The sequence below is a fragment of the Candidatus Thalassolituus haligoni genome (assembly GCF_041222825.1).
Classification (GTDB): Bacteria; Pseudomonadota; Gammaproteobacteria; order Pseudomonadales; family Oceanobacteraceae; genus Oceanobacter; species Oceanobacter antarcticus.
Genome location: NZ_CP139482.1, coordinates 1,897,061 through 1,914,592 on the forward strand (window position 1 = coordinate 1,897,061; position 17,532 = coordinate 1,914,592).

At 54.1% G+C, this 17,532-nt stretch carries 18 protein-coding genes; 14 read left to right on the forward strand and 4 right to left on the reverse strand.

Going from position 1 to position 17,532, the window contains the following annotated elements; translation table 11 throughout:
• Nucleotides 1-65 precede the first annotated feature (65 nt).
• The 9 genes from thiC (at nucleotide 66) to SOJ49_RS08530 (ending at nucleotide 9,601) form a co-directional block, all read left to right on the forward strand.
• Nucleotides 66-1,976 carry a phosphomethylpyrimidine synthase ThiC gene (gene thiC, locus SOJ49_RS08490; RefSeq protein WP_369857791.1) on the forward strand — a complete coding sequence of 637 codons (1,911 nt, stop codon included), beginning with the start codon at nucleotides 66-68 and terminating at the stop codon, nucleotides 1,974-1,976.
• On the forward strand, nucleotides 1,969-3,174 hold the full coding sequence (locus tag SOJ49_RS08495; protein WP_369857792.1) for an FAD-dependent oxidoreductase: 1,206 nt from the start codon (nucleotides 1,969-1,971) through the stop codon (nucleotides 3,172-3,174). The genes thiC and SOJ49_RS08495 overlap by 8 nt, the downstream gene beginning before the upstream one ends.
• The gene (locus SOJ49_RS08500) at nucleotides 3,174-3,380 is read left to right on the forward strand and encodes a MoaD/ThiS family protein (RefSeq protein ID WP_369857793.1); all 207 of its coding nucleotides are present in this window, start codon (nucleotides 3,174-3,176) and stop codon (nucleotides 3,378-3,380) included. Before SOJ49_RS08495 ends, SOJ49_RS08500 begins: the two co-directional genes overlap by 1 nt.
• 3 nt (nucleotides 3,381-3,383) lie before the next feature.
• A complete protein-coding gene (locus SOJ49_RS08505) occupies nucleotides 3,384-4,253 on the forward strand; it encodes a thiazole synthase (RefSeq protein WP_369857794.1) in 870 nt (289 codons plus the stop codon).
• Nucleotides 4,250-5,941 carry a thiamine phosphate synthase gene (locus SOJ49_RS08510; RefSeq protein ID WP_369857795.1) on the forward strand — a complete coding sequence of 564 codons (1,692 nt, stop codon included), beginning with the start codon at nucleotides 4,250-4,252 and terminating at the stop codon, nucleotides 5,939-5,941. Before SOJ49_RS08505 ends, SOJ49_RS08510 begins: the two co-directional genes overlap by 4 nt.
• 102 nt (nucleotides 5,942-6,043) lie before the next feature.
• On the forward strand, nucleotides 6,044-7,948 hold the full coding sequence (gene htpG / locus SOJ49_RS08515) for a molecular chaperone HtpG (RefSeq protein WP_369857796.1): 1,905 nt from the start codon (nucleotides 6,044-6,046) through the stop codon (nucleotides 7,946-7,948).
• Nucleotides 7,949-8,130: 182 nt separating this feature from the next.
• Complete coding sequence (locus SOJ49_RS08520) at nucleotides 8,131-8,706, forward strand: YfaZ family outer membrane protein (RefSeq protein WP_369857797.1); 576 nt, start codon at nucleotides 8,131-8,133, stop codon at nucleotides 8,704-8,706.
• A 3-nt stretch (nucleotides 8,707-8,709) separates the two neighbouring features.
• A complete protein-coding gene (locus SOJ49_RS08525; protein WP_369857798.1) occupies nucleotides 8,710-9,189 on the forward strand; it encodes a DUF6586 family protein in 480 nt (159 codons plus the stop codon).
• A gap of 163 nt (nucleotides 9,190-9,352) precedes the next feature.
• Nucleotides 9,353-9,601 (forward strand): hypothetical protein, encoded by a 249-nt coding sequence (locus SOJ49_RS08530; protein ID WP_369857799.1) that lies wholly within the window; start codon nucleotides 9,353-9,355, stop codon nucleotides 9,599-9,601.
• Nucleotides 9,602-9,669: 68 nt separating this feature from the next.
• On the opposite strand, the gene SOJ49_RS08535 is transcribed toward SOJ49_RS08530, so the two are convergent.
• The 3 genes from SOJ49_RS08535 to SOJ49_RS08545 form a co-directional block, all read right to left on the reverse strand.
• The gene (locus tag SOJ49_RS08535; RefSeq protein WP_369857800.1) at nucleotides 9,670-10,113 is read right to left on the reverse strand and encodes a cell division inhibitor SulA; all 444 of its coding nucleotides are present in this window, start codon (nucleotides 10,111-10,113) and stop codon (nucleotides 9,670-9,672) included.
• 52 nt (nucleotides 10,114-10,165) lie between these two features.
• Nucleotides 10,166-10,768, reverse strand: coding sequence for a transcriptional repressor LexA (gene lexA, locus SOJ49_RS08540; RefSeq protein ID WP_369857801.1), 603 nt, complete (start codon nucleotides 10,766-10,768; stop codon nucleotides 10,166-10,168).
• Between the two features lie 699 nt (nucleotides 10,769-11,467).
• Nucleotides 11,468-12,610: an IS4 family transposase gene (locus SOJ49_RS08545; RefSeq protein WP_369857802.1), complete on the reverse strand. Its 1,143-nt coding sequence runs from the start codon at nucleotides 12,608-12,610 to the stop codon at nucleotides 11,468-11,470.
• 101 nt (nucleotides 12,611-12,711) lie between these two features.
• Between SOJ49_RS08545 and SOJ49_RS08550 the strand changes: the two genes are divergently transcribed.
• The 5 genes from SOJ49_RS08550 (at nucleotide 12,712) to SOJ49_RS08570 (ending at nucleotide 16,583) form a co-directional block, all read left to right on the forward strand.
• Nucleotides 12,712-13,209 carry a helix-turn-helix domain-containing protein gene (locus tag SOJ49_RS08550; protein WP_369857803.1) on the forward strand — a complete coding sequence of 166 codons (498 nt, stop codon included), beginning with the start codon at nucleotides 12,712-12,714 and terminating at the stop codon, nucleotides 13,207-13,209.
• Nucleotides 13,210-13,493: 284 nt separating this feature from the next.
• Nucleotides 13,494-14,135: a TetR/AcrR family transcriptional regulator gene (locus tag SOJ49_RS08555; protein ID WP_369857804.1), complete on the forward strand. Its 642-nt coding sequence runs from the start codon at nucleotides 13,494-13,496 to the stop codon at nucleotides 14,133-14,135.
• A gap of 32 nt (nucleotides 14,136-14,167) precedes the next feature.
• Nucleotides 14,168-14,719 carry a L,D-transpeptidase family protein gene (locus SOJ49_RS08560; RefSeq protein ID WP_369857805.1) on the forward strand — a complete coding sequence of 184 codons (552 nt, stop codon included), beginning with the start codon at nucleotides 14,168-14,170 and terminating at the stop codon, nucleotides 14,717-14,719.
• Nucleotides 14,701-15,762: a beta-N-acetylhexosaminidase gene (gene nagZ, locus SOJ49_RS08565; protein WP_369857806.1), complete on the forward strand. Its 1,062-nt coding sequence runs from the start codon at nucleotides 14,701-14,703 to the stop codon at nucleotides 15,760-15,762. Before SOJ49_RS08560 ends, nagZ begins: the two co-directional genes overlap by 19 nt.
• 74 nt (nucleotides 15,763-15,836) lie before the next feature.
• Nucleotides 15,837-16,583: an S-methyl-5'-thioinosine phosphorylase gene (locus SOJ49_RS08570; RefSeq protein WP_369857807.1), complete on the forward strand. Its 747-nt coding sequence runs from the start codon at nucleotides 15,837-15,839 to the stop codon at nucleotides 16,581-16,583.
• Nucleotides 16,584-16,684: 101 nt separating this feature from the next.
• On the opposite strand, the gene SOJ49_RS08575 is transcribed toward SOJ49_RS08570, so the two are convergent.
• Nucleotides 16,685-17,530, reverse strand: coding sequence for a CsiV family protein (locus tag SOJ49_RS08575; RefSeq protein WP_369857808.1), 846 nt, complete (start codon nucleotides 17,528-17,530; stop codon nucleotides 16,685-16,687).
• Between the last annotated feature and the right edge of the window lie 2 nt (nucleotides 17,531-17,532).

Here is a 17,532-nt window from a genome sequence, read left to right on the forward strand (position 1 = left end):
CGCCTCTTTTCTTTCTTGTACTGCTTGCCCGCCTGATCCTTTCCCTTTTCAGAGAGGTATCAAGTATGGCTTCCGCCAATAATAATTCGACTGACATCGCATCCAGCACGGGGTCACCACTGACTCAGGCCCAGCTTGATCGTTTGAGTTACCCCGCATCCAGCAAGGTCTATATCACCGGTTCCCGCGCAGATATTAAGGTGGGGGTTCGTGAAATCGAACTGACGCCAACCCAGTTGACCAATGGTGAAACCGAGCATAATCCGCCGGTGCGGGTATACGACATGTCCGGCCCTTACAGCGACCCGGCGTTTACTCTCGATCTTACCCATGGCCTGCCTGCGTTGCGTCAAGGCTGGATCGAAGAGCGTGCAGATAGCCAAGCACTGCACCAGCCCAGTTCCCATTTCAGCCAGACCCGCGAAGTTGATTTACGTTATGAACCATGGCGGATGAAGGTTGAGCGCAAGCCACGTTGTGCCCTGCCAGGAAAAAACATCACTCAGCTGCATTATGCCCGTATGGGCATTATTACTCCGGAAATGGAATATATCGCCATTCGTGAAAATCTGGGGCTGACTGAGCCGTCGTTAGAAGAGGCGGTGCGGCAGCAACATCCGGGGCACAGTTGGGGAGCCAGTATTCCTGCTGCCATTACCCCGGAGTTTGTGCGTTCTGAAGTGGCCCGTGGTCGCGCCGTGATCCCGAATAATATCAATCATCCAGAAAGTGAACCGATGATTATCGGGCGCAATTTCCGCACCAAGGTAAACGCCAATATTGGCAACTCGGCCATCACCTCCTCGATTGCCGACGAAGTAGAAAAACTGGTCTGGGCAACCCACTGGGGAGCCGACACCATTATGGATTTGTCGACCGGGCAAAATATTCATGAAACCCGCGAGTGGATTTTACGCAACTCGCCGGTGCCGGTCGGAACGGTGCCGTTATATCAGGCGTTAGAGAAGTGTGGCGGCGTGGCTGAAGACCTGACCTGGGAGTTGTTCCGCGACACGTTGATCGAACAAGCCGAGCAGGGCGTGGACTATTTCACCATTCATGCCGGGGTGCGACTGGCGCATATTCCGCTGACCGCCAAACGGGTGACGGGGATCGTCAGCCGGGGCGGCTCCATTATGGCGAAATGGTGCCTGGCGCATCACCAGGAAAGTTTCCTCTACAGTCATTTCGAAGACATCTGCGAGATCATGAAAGCCTACGATGTCTGCTTTTCTCTGGGGGATGGTTTACGTCCCGGCTCAATCGCCGACGCTAACGATGCCGCCCAGTTTGCCGAATTACGGACTCTGGGTGAGTTGACTCAAATTGCCTGGAAGCACGACGTCCAGACTTTTATTGAGGGGCCGGGTCATGTGCCGATGCATATGATCAAAGAGAACATGGACGAGCAGTTGAAGCACTGTCAGGAAGCGCCGTTTTATACCCTGGGGCCACTGACCACCGATATTGCACCGGGTTACGACCATATAACCTCCGGTATTGGTGCTGCCATGATTGGCTGGTATGGCTGCGCCATGCTGTGTTACGTCACGCCAAAAGAGCATCTTGGCTTACCCAACAAGGAGGATGTCAAACAGGGAATGATGGCCTATCGCATTGCCGCCCATGCGGCAGATCTGGCCAAGGGTCATCCCGGTGCTCAGCTCCATGACAATGCGATGTCCAAAGCGCGGTTTGAATTTCGTTGGCAGGATCAGTTTAACCTGGCGCTGGATCCGGAAACCGCCCGCGCTTATCACGATGAGACAATGCCAAAAGAAGGCCATAAAGTGGCGCATTTTTGCTCCATGTGTGGCCCAAAATTCTGCTCCATGAAAATCTCCCAGGAAGTACGGGACGCCGCCGCAGCCGATGAGGCGCAGCAGGCGATGGCAGAAAAAGCCAGGGAGTTCCGTCAGCAGGGCAGCGAAATCTACCACCCGGCAAGCAAGGGGGAGGCGTTGGACAATGCATAATGGGGCCAGGGCAGGTTTGCTGGCGTCACTGACCTCCAGCGACGAAATATGTATTGCCGGTGCCGGGTTGATGGGTAGCCTGATTGGCTGGCGGCTGGCCCGTCAGGGCTATCGTGTTTGTCTGTTTGAGGCCGACGCTGTTGAGTCGTCGTCAGCAATGACGTCTCATACGACGGCGGTTCATTCTGCAGCGGCTTATACGGCAGCGGCGATGGTCGCACCGTTCAGCGAATTGCCGCTGTGCAGCCCGGCTGTCTTTCGTATGGGCAAGCAGTCGTTAGCATTGTGGCCAAAGCTGCTGCAGGATCTGGCGGCTGATACCGGGGCAAGGATAGACTTTCGTGCTGATGGCACGCTGATGGTCGCGCACCCAGCGGATAACGGGTTGCTGGACGAAATGGAACGGTGTTTTACGCGCCATAATATCGGCGTAAAACAGGGTATTGTCTGGCAAAATCGTCAGCAAATAGCCGCACTGGAGCCCTTGTTGGCGGAGCAATTTCAGCGTGGTATCTGGCTGAAGCCGGAAGGGCATCTGGAAAATCGGCGACTGTTGGCTTTGTTGCACCAGGCCATTGTCGCTATGGGTGGGCAAATTCGCGCTAACAGCCCGGTGAGTTACGATGCCTCTGACCCTGTGTGTGGCTGGAGAGTTAACCAGCAACGCCACCCTGCGACCTTGTGGATTGACTGTTGTGGTGTCGGTGCCCGTCCCTGGCGTCCGCAGTTGCGTGGCGTCAGAGGCGAAGTGATCTGGATTGAAGCGCCGGACGTGGTTATTCAGCGGCCAGTGCGGTTGCTGCATCCCAAATATCACCTGTATCTGGTGCCTCGGGAGCAGGGCCGCTACATCCTTGGCGCCACCGAAATAGAAACACAAGATCGCTCACCGGTCAGTGTCCGTTCCGCACTGGAAATGCTCAGTGCCTTATATGCCTTGTCACCGGCGCTGGCGGAAGCGCGGGTTCTGGAACTGTCGACCAATCTGCGTCCGGCATTGAGTCACCATGAACCTGAAATTACCGCTACCGCAGGGAATCTGGCCATTAACGGCCTGTATCGCCATGGTTTTCTGTTGTCCCCGGCGTTGCTGGGCAGCTTGCAGCAAGAGTATCAATTACCGCTGGGTCTGGCGCTGCCATCGCAATCTGATGCTGGGCATGTGGCCTGGACGACAGCTCACCCGGAGGTCTGCTGATGCAAGTGTGTCTGAACGGTGACTGGCTTGAGGTGGCGGTATCACGACTGGACGAGCTGTTGCGGCAGCAGGGATTTGGCCCTGCGGCTGACGGCAATTTTGTGGTCGCGGTTGAACAGTGCTTGATCCAGCCAGCTCAATATCATGAGCTGGAACTGGCCGATGGCATGCGTATTGATGTGTTGGGCGCAATGACAGGAGGTTGAATCATGACAGCGCGAACAGAAGCAGAAGGACAAACAGTGGCATTGGCCGGGGAAAATATTGCCGGGCGATTGTGGTTGGGCAGCTCCCTGTATCCGTCTCCAGATGTAATGGCACAGGCGATCAGGTCTGCCAGTCCCGGTTTTGTGACCGTGGCTTTACGCCGCCAGACGGCACGCAATATTGAAGACAATGGCCACTGGGCGTTGCTACAGGAGGCGGTAGCGACAACCAAAGCACGTTTGCTACCGAACACCGCCGGGTGTTTTTCCGCCAAGGAAGCCATTTTGATGGCCAATTTGGCCCGTGAGTTATTTGCGACCTCATGGATCAAGCTGGAAGTGATGGGCGATGACTACAGCCTCCAGCCGGATCCGTTTGAGTTGCTGGACGCGGCGCGGGAACTGGTGAGTCAGGGTTTTAAGGTCTTGCCCTATTGCACCGAGGATCTGGTGTTGTGTCAGCGTTTGCTGGACGCCGGTTGTGTCGGCGTCATGCCCTGGGGAGCACCGATTGGCAGTGGCTGTGGTTTGCAAAACCTGGAAGGTCTGAAACGCTTGCGCCAGCGCTTGCCACAAGCATTCATGGTGATTGATGCCGGGCTGGGCAAACCCTCCCAGGCAATGCAGGCGATGGAGCTGGGGTTTGATGCGGTGTTGCTGAATACCGCTGTCGCCAAGGCGGAGCAACCCGTCGCCATGGCCGCTGCCTTTGCTGCAGCGGTGCAGGGTGGGCGTATGGCCTATGACGCCGGTTTGATGGCAGAACGGCCACAGGCCAGCCCGTCAACACCACCGGTTGGTCTGCCGTTTTGGCACCAGCCAGAGCCTGCCGTGCCGCACACTACGTTATCCAGGGAGGTAAACGAGTCATGAAAATGCTTTTTTCGGCGGGTGACTGCGATGCGCCAGCAGAACCCCTTGAACGTGCCAGAATCTGGTCACTCACTGCGTCCGATTGTTCGGCTGGCGCTGGTATGCAAGCGGATGTGGCGGTGGCGCAGGCCATGGGCGTGGATTGCGCCACACTGGTCATTGCGATGACCGCGCAAAGCAGTCTGGGAGTTCGGGCTATTGAGCCGATTACGCTGTCAATGCTGGATGCCCAATGGACAGCATTGCTGGATGATGGCTGGCCACAGGCGGTGCGGTTGGGCTGGATACCGCCCGATGCTGACCTGTTTCGCTGGCTGCTACAACGGCTGAGGTTGTTGCAGCAACGGGCCATTCCGATAGTCTGGGATCCGGTGTTGGGGGCAACCGGGGGCGGGCTGGCGAGCTGGCATCGTCTGGCAGACTATGCGGCGTTGCTGGCGCTGGTCGATATTGTCACTCCCAATAGCACTGAACTGTTACGCCTGACCGGCAGTGTTGATCATAGTCGGGAGGGGATTTTTGCTGCGGCTCAAACGGTGCTTGCAGCGGGTGCGAAAGCGGTATTGATAACAGGTATTGATGCTGCGCAACTGGATTTGAAAGACAGTGATGGTCAATGTTACCGCCAGGCTGATCCGCCGTTGGTCGACTGGTATCTCTCACCGCGTGCGTTCTCGGTAGAGGGTGACGAGGTAACGGATGATGTGATCGTGGATGAAACCGATCCTGAACAGCAATTGGCCCCCTCGTTTATGCTGCTGCACTCACGGTTGCCCTGGTCTGCGCACGGTACGGGTTGTCATCTGGCGGCGGCGCTGGCTGTCGGGCTGGCTTCCGGATGGCGTCGATACGACAGCGTTGTGCTGGCGGTTGCCAATACCCTGGTCAGCCTTGCGGCTGCCAGTCGTCGCGTCTCTGGTTATCACCAGTTATTCGCTACTGATGTTCGTCACCGTATGTTTGAGCAACAGGGAGTGCGGTTGTTACCGGTAGCCACTGCCAGCGCGTCGCCCGTGGTTTTTACCCGGTCTTTTCCGCCGTTGCCAAAACAGCTCGGTTTATATGGACTGGTTGACAATCTTCCTCACCTGCGTCGCTTGCTCAAACTGGGCATTGACAGCCTGCAGTGGCGGGTTAAAAAACTGGGGCCGGATTACCGCGCCGATACCTGGGAAGCCATTCGTGTGTGTCGTCGTGCCGGAGTGATGTTGTTTATCAATGATGACTGGCAACTGGCACTGGAACTGGGTGCCGACGGGGTACATCTGGGTCAGGAAGATCTGCTTGAAGCCGATCTTGAACGGTTGGCTGAGGCTGGCCTGATGCTGGGCATCAGTACCCACAGCGAGTGGGAGATACTGCATGCGTTGCACTATCAGCCGTCTTATATTGCGTTTGGCCCGGTATTCAAACCACTCTCCAAAATACTCAAGTATCCGCCGCTGGGATGCGCAACACTGGCTCGCTGGGTACAGCGCAGCGGCTCGGTGCCGTTAACCTGTATTGGAGGTATTACCCCCGAGACCATTCAGCAGGTTGCTGCCACGGGCATACGCTCGGCGGCGATCGTCACTGCGCTGGCCGATGATGCCGAGCTGGAGCAACGGCTGCAGCAACTTCGTTGCTGGTTTCCGCCTACTGTTCAGCGCTTTGGCCTTGAAATGCGTCGCACTGTCCCCACCTTGTAGCCATGACGTGTTGCGACTGCCAGAGATAATCGGTGGTCGCCGTTTTTTTGATACAGGTAACGAAGTGCACCAGATCCGGGTGTACTGAGACAGGAGACAGACATGACCGTAGCCAGCAAAGAAACGCTTGGTTTTAAAACCGAAGTAAAACAACTGTTGCATTTGATGATTCACTCCTTGTATTCCAACAAGGAAATTTTTCTGCGTGAGCTGATTTCCAACGCCTCGGATGCATGTGACAAATTGCGTTTTGAAGCGTTACAAAACGATGCGCTGTTTGAAGGGCAGAGTGAGCTTGCTGTTCATATCAACTTTGATACCGATGCCCGAACCCTGACCATTGAAGACAATGGTATCGGTATGAATCGGGAAGACGTGATCAGCCATCTGGGTACGATTGCCAAATCCGGCACCGCTGAGTTTCTTGGCAAGCTGACCGGAGATCAAAAGCAGGACTCCCAGCTGATCGGCCAGTTTGGTGTGGGGTTTTACTCAGCCTTTATTGTCGCTGACAAGGTGGTGGTTGATACCCGTCGTGCGGGCGAGTCGGCTGAGCAAGGTATTCGCTGGGAATCCGCTGGTGAAGGTGAGTTTTCACTGGAAACCATCGACAAGCCCGAGCGCGGCACCCGTATTACCCTGCACCTGAAAGCGGATGAAGCCGAGTTTGCCGACAACTACCGTTTGCGTTCGCTGATCAAAAAATATTCTGATCATATTGCCGTCCCCGTGTTCTTGCCGCCGGAAATCAGTGCGGACGACGACGCTGCCGATGCTGAAGCCAGCAAGGCACCAGAAGCCGTCAACCAGGCCAAGGCGATGTGGACGCGCTCGCGCTCGGAACTGACTGACGAAGAATACCAGGAGTTCTACAAACACATTTCCCACGACTGGAATGAGCCGCTGACCTGGATGCATAACCGGGTGGAAGGCAAACTGGATTACACCAGCCTGCTGTATATTCCGTCGAAGGCTCCGTTTGATATGTGGAATCGGGATACAGCCCGTGGTCTGAAGCTGTATGTGCAACGTGTCTTTATTATGGACGATGCCGAGCAGTTCCTGCCGCTGTACCTGCGCTTCGTTAAGGGTGTGCTGGATTCCAATGACCTGTCTCTCAACGTCTCGCGTGAAATCCTGCAGCAAGACAAACAGGTCGACAGCATGCGCTCGGCACTGGTCAAACGTATCCTGGATACCCTGACCAAACTGGCGAAAAACGACAGTGACAAATACCAGCAGTTTTGGGACGAGTTCGGCGATGTGCTGAAAGAAGGCCCGGCTGAAGATTTTGCCAACAAGGAAAAGATTGCCGCGTTATTCCGTTTTGCCACCTCAACCAGTGGCAGCGAAGCCCAGACGGTTGGTTTGGCAGACTATGTTGCGCGCATGCAGGAAGGGCAGAAAAAAGTTTATTACATCACGGCTGAATCCTACGCCGCTGGTATGGGTAGCCCGCACATCGAGTATTTCCGTAAAAAGGGTATCGAAGTCCTGTTGCTGACGGATCGGGTAGATGAATGGATGGTCGGCCATCTGAATGAATTTGATGGCAAATCCTTCCAGGACATCACCAAAGGTGAGCTGGATCTTGATGAGCTCGCCGATGAAGACGAAAAGAAACAGCAGGAAACGCTGCAGGAAAGCCACAAGAACCTGACCGAACGGCTGGAAAAGGTATTGCCTGAGGTTAAATCTGTGCGTGTAACCTCTCGTCTGACGGATTCACCGGCCTGTTTGGTGGTTGGCCAGTTTGATATGGGCGGTCACATGCGGCGGATGCTGGAAGCGGCTGGCCAGAAAATGCCTGAACCGGAAATTACTCTGGAAATCAATCCGACTCACCCGTTGATCGAGCGGCTGGACAATGAACCGGATGAAGATCGTTTTGCCGAACTGGCAGGACTGATCCATGCTCAGGCCCAGTTAGCGGAAGGTAGCCAGCTGAAAAATCCGGCTGAATATGTCGGCAAGCTGAACAAGCTGCTGTTGGATCTGATGAAATAAGGCTGCCAGAAAGAGCGTCTCGACACCATACCATCGTGTGGTGTCGATCTTCCCCGTATTCCGTCAGTTTTTGTAATCAGTGCATGTTACCGATTGCCGGGCACTGCTAAGATGCCCGCACTTGTTCTTTGATGTCCCGGCCGCTGTTCTGCGGTTCGGGTTTTACTCTTTTCGGGGGAATTATGAAGGGAATTGCTCAGGCTATGCGTCGGGTTATTACTGGTTCCACATTGGCATGTCTGGCGGTCTCTGCCCAGGCCGGTGGTGCGCTGGATCTCAGCTTGGCAGACGATGCTGTACGGGTTGCTTATGATGCCACCCAGGCCGGTTCCGGTTTGCACATCAACCTGTCAGCACTGCATCACATGGATGATGGCAACATGCTGGGAGCCGGTGTGCATGTGGTCGATTTACGCAAACCTCACAGCAATCTGTATATCGGGCTGGGTGCCAAGGCGTTTGCCTTTGATACCGATCATTACAGCGGTGCCGCGCTGGGTGTCGGTGGTTTCTTCCGGGCAGCGCTACCGACTCAGCCGGATGTCAGTGTTGCCGGTTATGCCTATTACGCGCCCCCGGTTGTCTCTTTTGGCGATGCGGAAAATCTGATCAGCAGTGACTTGCGTGCCCAGTATGCCGTTATTCCTACCGCCCGTATCTACACCGGTTATCGTTACAACGGTATCCGGATGGAGGGCATGGATAAACGTTACAAATTGGGCGATGGCTGGCACTTTGGCCTGACTCTGGACTTCTGATCAATGGCCGCAATCAACTGGGTTGGCCAGACCAACCAACGCCTGTATCAATGCCGACTGTTGCAGGAGCAAATCTGTGCCGGGCAGGAACCTGCGTTGCAGCAGGCGCTGGACGATGCGGCCTTGCTCCAGCTGTTCGCGGCCTATCGTTGTTATCTTAATGAGTTGGCGCTGGCTGCCGGGGTAACAAACCGGGTTGACTCACTGACTCAGTTATTACAACAAACCGCGCTGGTCACTGGGGATATGCGTCAATGGCAAGCATTGTCAGCGGATACGTTCAGTTGGTTTTGTCGGTTTTTGCAGGTCGTGGAGCAGCTCGGCTGGCCGGATACGCAGGCGGTAGATTCGTCGCTGGCGACGGAAGTGTCCGGGTTGATTGCGTCGTCAGCTAGCAGTGATGAAGACGATAGTGTGTCTCACTGGTTGGCAAGTTTTCATCGGTTGATTGATGAACAGCGCGCCAATCAGCGCGAATCCTGATCTTCACTCGTTTTCCACGGGTGTAGTCTGCCCGGATTTCCTGTTTGATGTGATGCTTGTAACGACGAGCGAGCGTGCTGCAATACAAGGGTGGCACGCTATGTTTCGCGTGTGTTCGCTCCGGTTATGTTAAACTCGTTGACCATTTTTCGTGAGACGGTATATGGCACGCTTTTTCGAGATTATTGAGCTTTCCAATGGGGACGTTGCGTTGCGTCGGGCTGATGAGCAAGACGGCGATGCACTGATGCGGATTCACTTTTCAGAGGATGCCAAGGCCAGCTTGAGTGAGCACCATATGGATGTTGCGCGTGTCATGCTGGAAGCGGGTGTCCGCAAGGTCAGTGAGCTGTCTGGTATGGATGTCGACGATGACTTTGATGTAGCAGAGCATACGTATTCGCTGCATTAAATCACGCGCTGATGATCAACCATAAAACGGGTAGCCTTGCTGCCCGTTTTTTTTTGCGCTGAATAAGCTCAGGGGTTTTGGCGAATCTGTACCAGCACGACATGACTGCCACTCTGGCGTGCCAACTCACGGAGTTGTCGACGTTGATGCTGGCTGATGTCACCTTGCCATTCGATGATCAAATGGCTGTTGCCGCTGGCGAGGATCCGTTGGCACAACACTTTCTGGGTATCTGCACACAGGTCAATATGCACCACGGGTGCCTTGTCGAGATTCATACTGGCCAGCCATTGTTTGTTCAGCGTCCGGTTCGGGCTTAGCCACATCAGCCAGCGATCACTGGAATTGCAGTGGGCCAGTATGGGCAGTAACTGCAGCGGCTGAATGGTGCTGTCATCCGATACAATCACCTCGGTCAGGCTGCCAGACGGTCTTGGCCTGGTTTTCAGTGGCACGGCATTCGTAAACGGCAAAGCGGGCTGACGATCGACTGGCAAGCTGAGTTGACGCATACAAAACCTCGTGAATGGTGACTACCCTGTGGTATCTGGCTGGGACGTACGGTTAGTGATTGCGACGAATAACGCCGACATACAAACCTTCGATATAAAACTCTTGCTGGCGCAGGTCGACGATAATCGGGCCGTAATGTTCATTTTCGGGATGCAGGATGACCTTGTGACGATTCTTTTCAAGGCGTTTGACGGTGACTTCGTTTTCGACCCGTGCGACGACGATCTGGCCGTTGCGGGCACTTTCACATTTGTGAACGGCAATCAGGTCGCCATTAAAAATGCCAGCGTTTTTCATACTGTCGCCTTGTACTTGCAGCAGATAGTCCGCAGCCGGTTTGAAAAAATTGGCGGGCAGGTTGCAGTACTCTTCGATATGTTCCTGGGCCAGTATAGGCTCACCCGCTGCCACACGGCCGACAATAGGCAGCCCTTCCTGTTCGGAGCCGAGAATCCGAATGCCTCTGGACGCGCCAGGCATGATGTCGATAGCGCCTTTGCGAGCCAGTGCTTTCAGGTGTTCTTCCGCCGCATTGGGGGATTTGAAGCCAAGCTCCTTGGCGATTTCTGCTCGGGTAGGTGGGAAGCCGGTTTCCTCCAGTGCGGATTTGATCAGGTTGAGTACCTGCTGCTGTCTGGCGGTGAGCTTGATCATAAAGTTTCCATGTCTGTTTATCTGTACAGTGGGTGTGAATATATACAGTAAAAAATACTGTGTAAACCCACAGTGGTTGATATTTGCAGTGCCAGCTTGCCATCGACAGCTTGCCATCGACAGCTTCAGCTGCCGGGTACATTCCGGGTTTTTCTAGAAACTGCTGGGTTCCGTGGGAATGACCAGTAGGCATTTGTGCGAGCGGTGTTGGCCGCCTTATTCTGACATCCAGCAACCTCTCTCAGCGCTGTGCAGGATTAAATAGATGGATCCAAACGGCTGCTGATTATGCATTCCCAAATTAATTCTCATTTTGCGAATCAAAACTGCATTTTCGGTTTGAATATGAAAAGTGAATTTGAAAGCACGCAGGATTTTTACGAAATAATATCTGTGAAAAATTTCTGGATAAATATTTATTGAATTTTTTTATTCCTTGTAAATCAATTAGTTGTGTGGGTTTTAAAGGTCTGTTGTCGTTGAATTTGATGCTGTTTTGGTCGTTTTTTTAATGTTGGCACATCCACTGCAATACCTCTTTTAACCCCGGAACAAATGCTGATTGCAAATCGGTCGTTCATGGGGGTTGGCTCAAGATTAAATGCTTTTTCCAGCTAATAAAAAACTAATATAAAATGCAATGAGGATACCTTATGACCACTTCAATCAAGTCGCGTAAAACCAAGCACTATTGTCCGGTTAACCAAATCCCAGACCCAGCTGCCCTGTATCATCCGGCAAATCCGGTGGTTTTCTGAACACCTCCAGCAGCGGCATTCGCTGCATAAGTACCGATCCCAGTCGGATTGACACATTCCCCAAACGCCTTTCAGGGGCCACGCCTTGCTGGATCAGACGCAACAGCACATAGCTGATCATCACCACTAAAACCTGCAATTTGACGGCGTTTTCTGACGTACCATAGAACTGTTTGATCTTGAGATTCTGCTTGATCCACTTGAAAAACAATTCAATCTGCCAGCGCTGTTTGTACAAATCCGCAATCGCCAGAGCGCTGCGTTTCAGGTCATTAGTGATGAAGACCAGCTCCTTGTCATCCTGCTGACGATGAAACACGACTCGCCTCAAGGTGCGGCCTTTCAGATACGATCGGGTCTTGTAACACACTTCGATTTTTTCATCCCTCACCACACCCACCCCTTTCGGTGGCAGAGACTTCGTGACCTTGTAATTCATATCTTTCTTCATCCGGCCCACAAACAGACAGCCCTCATTCACGAGCTTTTCGAGCCACGCCCCAGCGTTATAGGCACGATCAAATACGTAAGTAGTGCCTTTAAAAACAGAGAGTTGAGAGATGGCGCGGCCATCGCTAACTCTGGCGTCGGTGATTTCAAAATAGATGGGCGTGTCGGCATTGGGATCGTAGACCGTATGGATTTTGACACCGCTTTTATTCTTCCGGAAATGGGCCCATTGGTAGCGTGACTGACAGAGGGAGATGGTGGTGGAGTCGATCAGTTGCACCTGAGTGATGACTTCCCGAAGACCTTTCTGTCTGGCCAAACGGGACAGCAAGCGAAAGAACAGCATGTAATAGACCCGCGTGGAGCGCTTTTGATTGGCATCGGCCAGTGTGCTTTTGCGAACGGGCTTCAGGCCCAGATGGTACAGACGGCGGGATTGAACATCGAGCTGTTCAACCAGCCCTCGCAGAGAGGAAGCACCACTCAGCTGACCCACCAGCAAGGCCACCAATTGCCCCCAGCATGACAAGGTTCGTGTGCGTTTGTCGGCCTGGTATTGATCGACGGTTTTCTGAAATTGATGACGAGGGATGATGTTGAGTCGCTGTGCCAGTACGGTGTTAGAATGTGCCAAGCCCGGTTCTTCTGAATGATGTCTGTGGTAAGCGTCATTTTACCGGAAACGGCATGGGAACCGGGCTCCTTTCTTTTGGCGGGTCAGTTAACCGGACAGTAGTGATCCCGATACATATGCCACCACTGCGGGAGCGCGGGCAGGATATCTTGCGTATTGCCAATGCTTTTCTGCAGATGTTTAACGAAGACGAAGGCAAATCTTTTCAAGGCATCAGTCGTGAAGTAAACGATTGCCTGATGAGTTACCAATGGCCGGGTAATGTGCGAGAACTGGCGAATGTGCTGAGAAACATGGTTGTTTTAAACCAGGGACAACAGATTGAAACGAGCCATCTGCCTGATTTTTTTCAAAAACAGGAAAATGCTCCGGCTCTTTCAACAGTACTGAAGCCTGCGGTGGTTGCAGACGAACCGGTGGCTGCGGATACCCCCATCTTGCCGTTATGGCTTGAGGAAAAACGGATTATCGAAAGAGCAATTGATCACTACCAGGGTAATATTCCCAAGGCGGCTGCCATGCTGGATATCAGTGCCTCAACGATTTATCGCAAGAAACAATTCTGGGCGGCGCAGGACGCAAAGCAAGCAGGCCGTTAATACGCCTGCGCCCTGGTGTGGGCAAGGCACAGGGGCACTCTGATGGTGCTCAAACTCGAAAGATTCCCTTCTCTCTGACCCGTAGCAGCAAACGGTATGACGCCTTGATCCTTCTTTGACGGGTCGTTTATATACGTTTGAAAAATGTAGAAAAAACGAATGTTGCCTGAAACTATTGAGTGAATTTCCACTAGGTATTAATGACTTACCTGTCTTTACCTTGCATGGATAGTGTTTTAAACGTATGTTTGAAACACTATTTGTATACCGGGGTTACTGGTACTATGGCTCAAAAAGACACGGCCAGAAGTATTCTTGATTCTGCCGAGGAACTGTTTTCCGAACGGGGCTTTGCAGAAACATCGTTACGCAATATCACCACTCGGGCGGGTGTGAACCTGGCGGCGGTGAATTATCATTTTGGCTCTAAAAAAGAGCTGATTCAGGCGGTATTTGCCCGTTTTCTGGCGCCGTTTTGTGATGATCTGGGCAAGGCGCTGCGGGGCTACGAACACGGTCTGGCAGGCCAGTCGCCACAACTGGATGCGCTGTTACGCTTGCTGGCCGAAACCTCGATGGCCGCCGGTGGCGGCAATGCGCGCCGCCTGGGAATTTTTATGCGTTTGCTGGGGTTGGCCTATTCCCAGGAGCAGGGGCATTTGCGCAAGTTTTTACGTAACCATTACGGCGCTGTGTTTGAGCGTTATATGCAGCTGGTGACGGCAGCGTCACCGGAGTTGAGTGATGAAGAACGTTTTTGGCGTATCCACTTTATGTTGGGGGCGACCGTGTTTACCCTATCGGGAGTGGAGTCATTGACGGCGATGGCGAAACACGATCTCGGTGTCAGTACCGGGATTGATGGCGTGGTGGACAAACTGGTGCCCTTTTTGTCGTCCGGTTTTCAGGCGCCCCATCAGGAATGATATTCGACCGTTCTAACGCCAGGAGGCCAGTTATGCCACAGCAGTTGCCACCGTCTCAGCCTGTGTATGATGAAACACGGATTGACATTTCAATTGCGGATCAACAGTTACGACTGACAACCGCTCAGGTTTGTATTATCTATCCGGTATCGACAGCCTTGAATGGGGCAGGGGAGCAGCAAAACTCCGGTTGCACCCCACGGGGGTGGCACCGCGTGGCGGCCCGTATCGGTGCTGGTTTACCAGCAAACTCGGTATTTATCGGTCGGCGTTTTACCGGCGAAGTGTACTCCGCTGCGTTGGCCAAGGATTTTCCTGCCCGTGACTGGATTTTAAGCCGTATTCTCTGGTTGCAGGGTCTGGAAATCGGGCGTAATCGCATGGGGCAGGTCGATTCCATGCGCCGCTATATTTATATTCACGGCACTCCGGATTCCGAACCGATGGGCGTGCCCGGCTCCCATGGCTGTATCCGCATGCGTAATCATGATCTGTTGGCGTTGTTTGATCTGATCAGTACCGACACCCTGGTGTGGATTCAGGCGCACAGTTTTGCGAGGATTCCATGTCGCAACCTGTCTTGATGGATACCGCAGCCATTGGGGTGATTGCTGATCTGCTAGGCCCGCAACTGCTAAAAGAAGACTGGCCAGTGCTGGAATCGGAGGCGTTAAGCGGTCTGATTCTGTTTACCCGCAACTATCAGAACCCGCAACAGCTGCAGCAGCTGACGGCGGATGTTCGTCATATCCGGCGTGATATTCCCTTGTTTGTTGATCAGGAAGGCGGGCGTGTACAACGCTTTCGAGAGGGGTTTACCCGCTTGCCGCCGATGGCGCTGCTGGGCGAAATATTCCAGACCCGGCCTGAATCGGCGCTGACACTGGCTCGGGACATCGGCTGGCTGATGGCAACGGAGCTGGTTCGTGGTGGTGTGGATGTCAGCTTCGCACCGGTACTGGATATTGAACGTGGTTGTTCGCAGGTGATTGGTAATCGTGCCTTTGCTACCGATGCGGCGGCGGTCAGCTTGCTGGCTGCTGCCTTGGTTGATGGCATGGCAGCCGCTGGTATGAAAGCGGTGGGCAAACACTTTCCGGGGCATGGTGCGGTCGTCGCCGATTCTCACCGCGAGTTGCCGGTCGATCACCGCAGTTTGGCGCAGCTGGATTACGACATGCGGCCTTTTCACTACCTGATCGCAACGGGGCGAATGGCAGGGGTGATGCCCGCACATGTGGTTTATCCAGCGCTGGATAACGCGCAGACGGCTGGGTTTTCCTGTCACTGGCTGACGCTGTTGCGGCAGCAGCTGGGTTTTACCGGCGTTGTCTTCAGTGATGATCTGACCATGGAAGGTGCCGCCCGCTATGGTAGCTACCGCCACCGGGCAGAACTGGCGATGGCCGCCGGTTGCAACGCGCTGGTGGTGTGTAATCGCCAGTCGGGCGAGTTGGAGGTGTTGCAGCATGTCGAACAGGCCTTGGCCCAAGGACGGCCCCGGCTGGATCTGTCGGGCTGGCAATATCAGCCGCCGCCGATGGCAGCAGAGGCGGCAGCCGTGACAGAGATAAACAAATCACTTGAACGTATTCGCTCCGGGTTAGCGGCGCTGACAGCGTCCTGATGGATATAAGATTTTTTCTGGCGTCCTGAGCTGGGGCGTACTCCCTCTTTTCATTTGTTAGCAGGAGCGCTTGTATGCCTTATCAGCGTATCGGCATTATTGGTGGTACTGGTCTTACCCGTCTGGAGGGGCCAAATATTACGGTGCGTCACGACATCAATACGGTGCTTGGCACACCGTCGGGCAGTATTCATGAAGGTTTCTGGCAGGGGCGTGAAGTGCTGTTTATGGCCCGTCACGGCCACCCTCATGCGGTTCCGCCTCATAAGGTGAACTACCGTGCCAACCTGCTGGCATTGCAGGAAGCCGGAGCCGAAGCGATTCTGGCAGTGAATGCGGTAGGGGGGATTCACGCCGACATGGGAGCGGGTGCGCTTGTTATTCCAGATCAGCTGATTGATCTGACCTGGGGGCGAGAAAACACCTTTTTTGATGGCAGTTATCAACCGCTGGATCACATTGATTTTACCGAGCCATTTGACGCTGGATTACGCCAGGCACTGATTGCAGCGGCGGCGGCACTGGCTTTGCCGGTGAGTGATTATGGTGTGATCGGAGTGACTCAGGGGCCGCGATTGGAAACCACTGCCGAGGTGAATTATCTCGAGCGTATTGGTTGTGACCTGGTCGGCATGACCAGTATGCCGGAAGCGGTACTGGCACGTGAGTTAGGCATTCCCTATGCCAGCGTGTGCTTGGTGGTGAACCCGGCTGCGGGTCGCAGCGACACCGAAATTACCATGGCAGATATTCAGGCCGTGTTGGATGGTGGTATGGATAAAGTCCGTGACCTGCTGGCGGCAGTACTGCCGTCGCTGTAGTTTTACAGGAACCATGTCGCGTTGCGTGGCATGCTGCGGCCTACCGTTGCATTACCACGCGGAGCGTGGTACGAGAAATCTTCTGGCGTCAGACGGCTGTATCAGCCCTGTGGGTCAAGCGCTGCTTCAGCCGTCAGGTCTGGAAATTCAACCGGTGTCAGTATCACCACAATCCCCAGCATGGGGTGGTCTATATAGTGTAATTCCTTGCTGCGCATGCGGCGCTTCTGCCGTACTTCGGTGGCCCGTATCGGGTAGCGGCCGTGAATGGTCAGCGGCTCTTCGATGGATTGTATGACGGGGAACGACGTAGTGCTGGTGTTGGCGACGCTACTGTTGAGGGTTTTCAGCTGCGGATCTGTTGGCATTTGGCTGCTGAGATGCTGAACATGCAAATCGGTGGATATATGCAGATAGCGGCTAAGGTAGAGGCTGAAGCCGCCGGTAATCTGTATTTCCGGTTCGCCGCTATCGGTCAGGTTGACTGCATGGACGATGACTCCGGCGTCATCCTGCACCGGTTCAAGCCAGCTCTGGTGCCAGACCACGTCCATATCCGCTTGCGGGTCGATGCGGTTGGCTTCCCGTTTCAGCTGGAGTGTTGATAGTGGTGCCAGTGGTTGCCATAGCTCATCGGACATAACGATTGGCAATTTGAGGGCAGTAAGCCATTGCCTCTGGAGTTGGCGGTAACGGTAGAGAGCGACCACCGGGTTAAATCTTTTGGGTCTGGTGGTTGGCGCTGGAAATATCGATTCGCTGTTGATGATTATTTTGGGCCAGAGTTCCTGGTCGATGTCGCTGGCGTTGCGGTAGGCCACCAACATCACTTCTGCCCGGTACCAGTTGTCGCCAAACGGCTGCCGGTTATCGGCGCTGGCGGGGGATGTTAACAGTGTGGCGAGGCTCAGAAATAACGCCATTTTGACGGAGTGAAACAGGTTCAAGG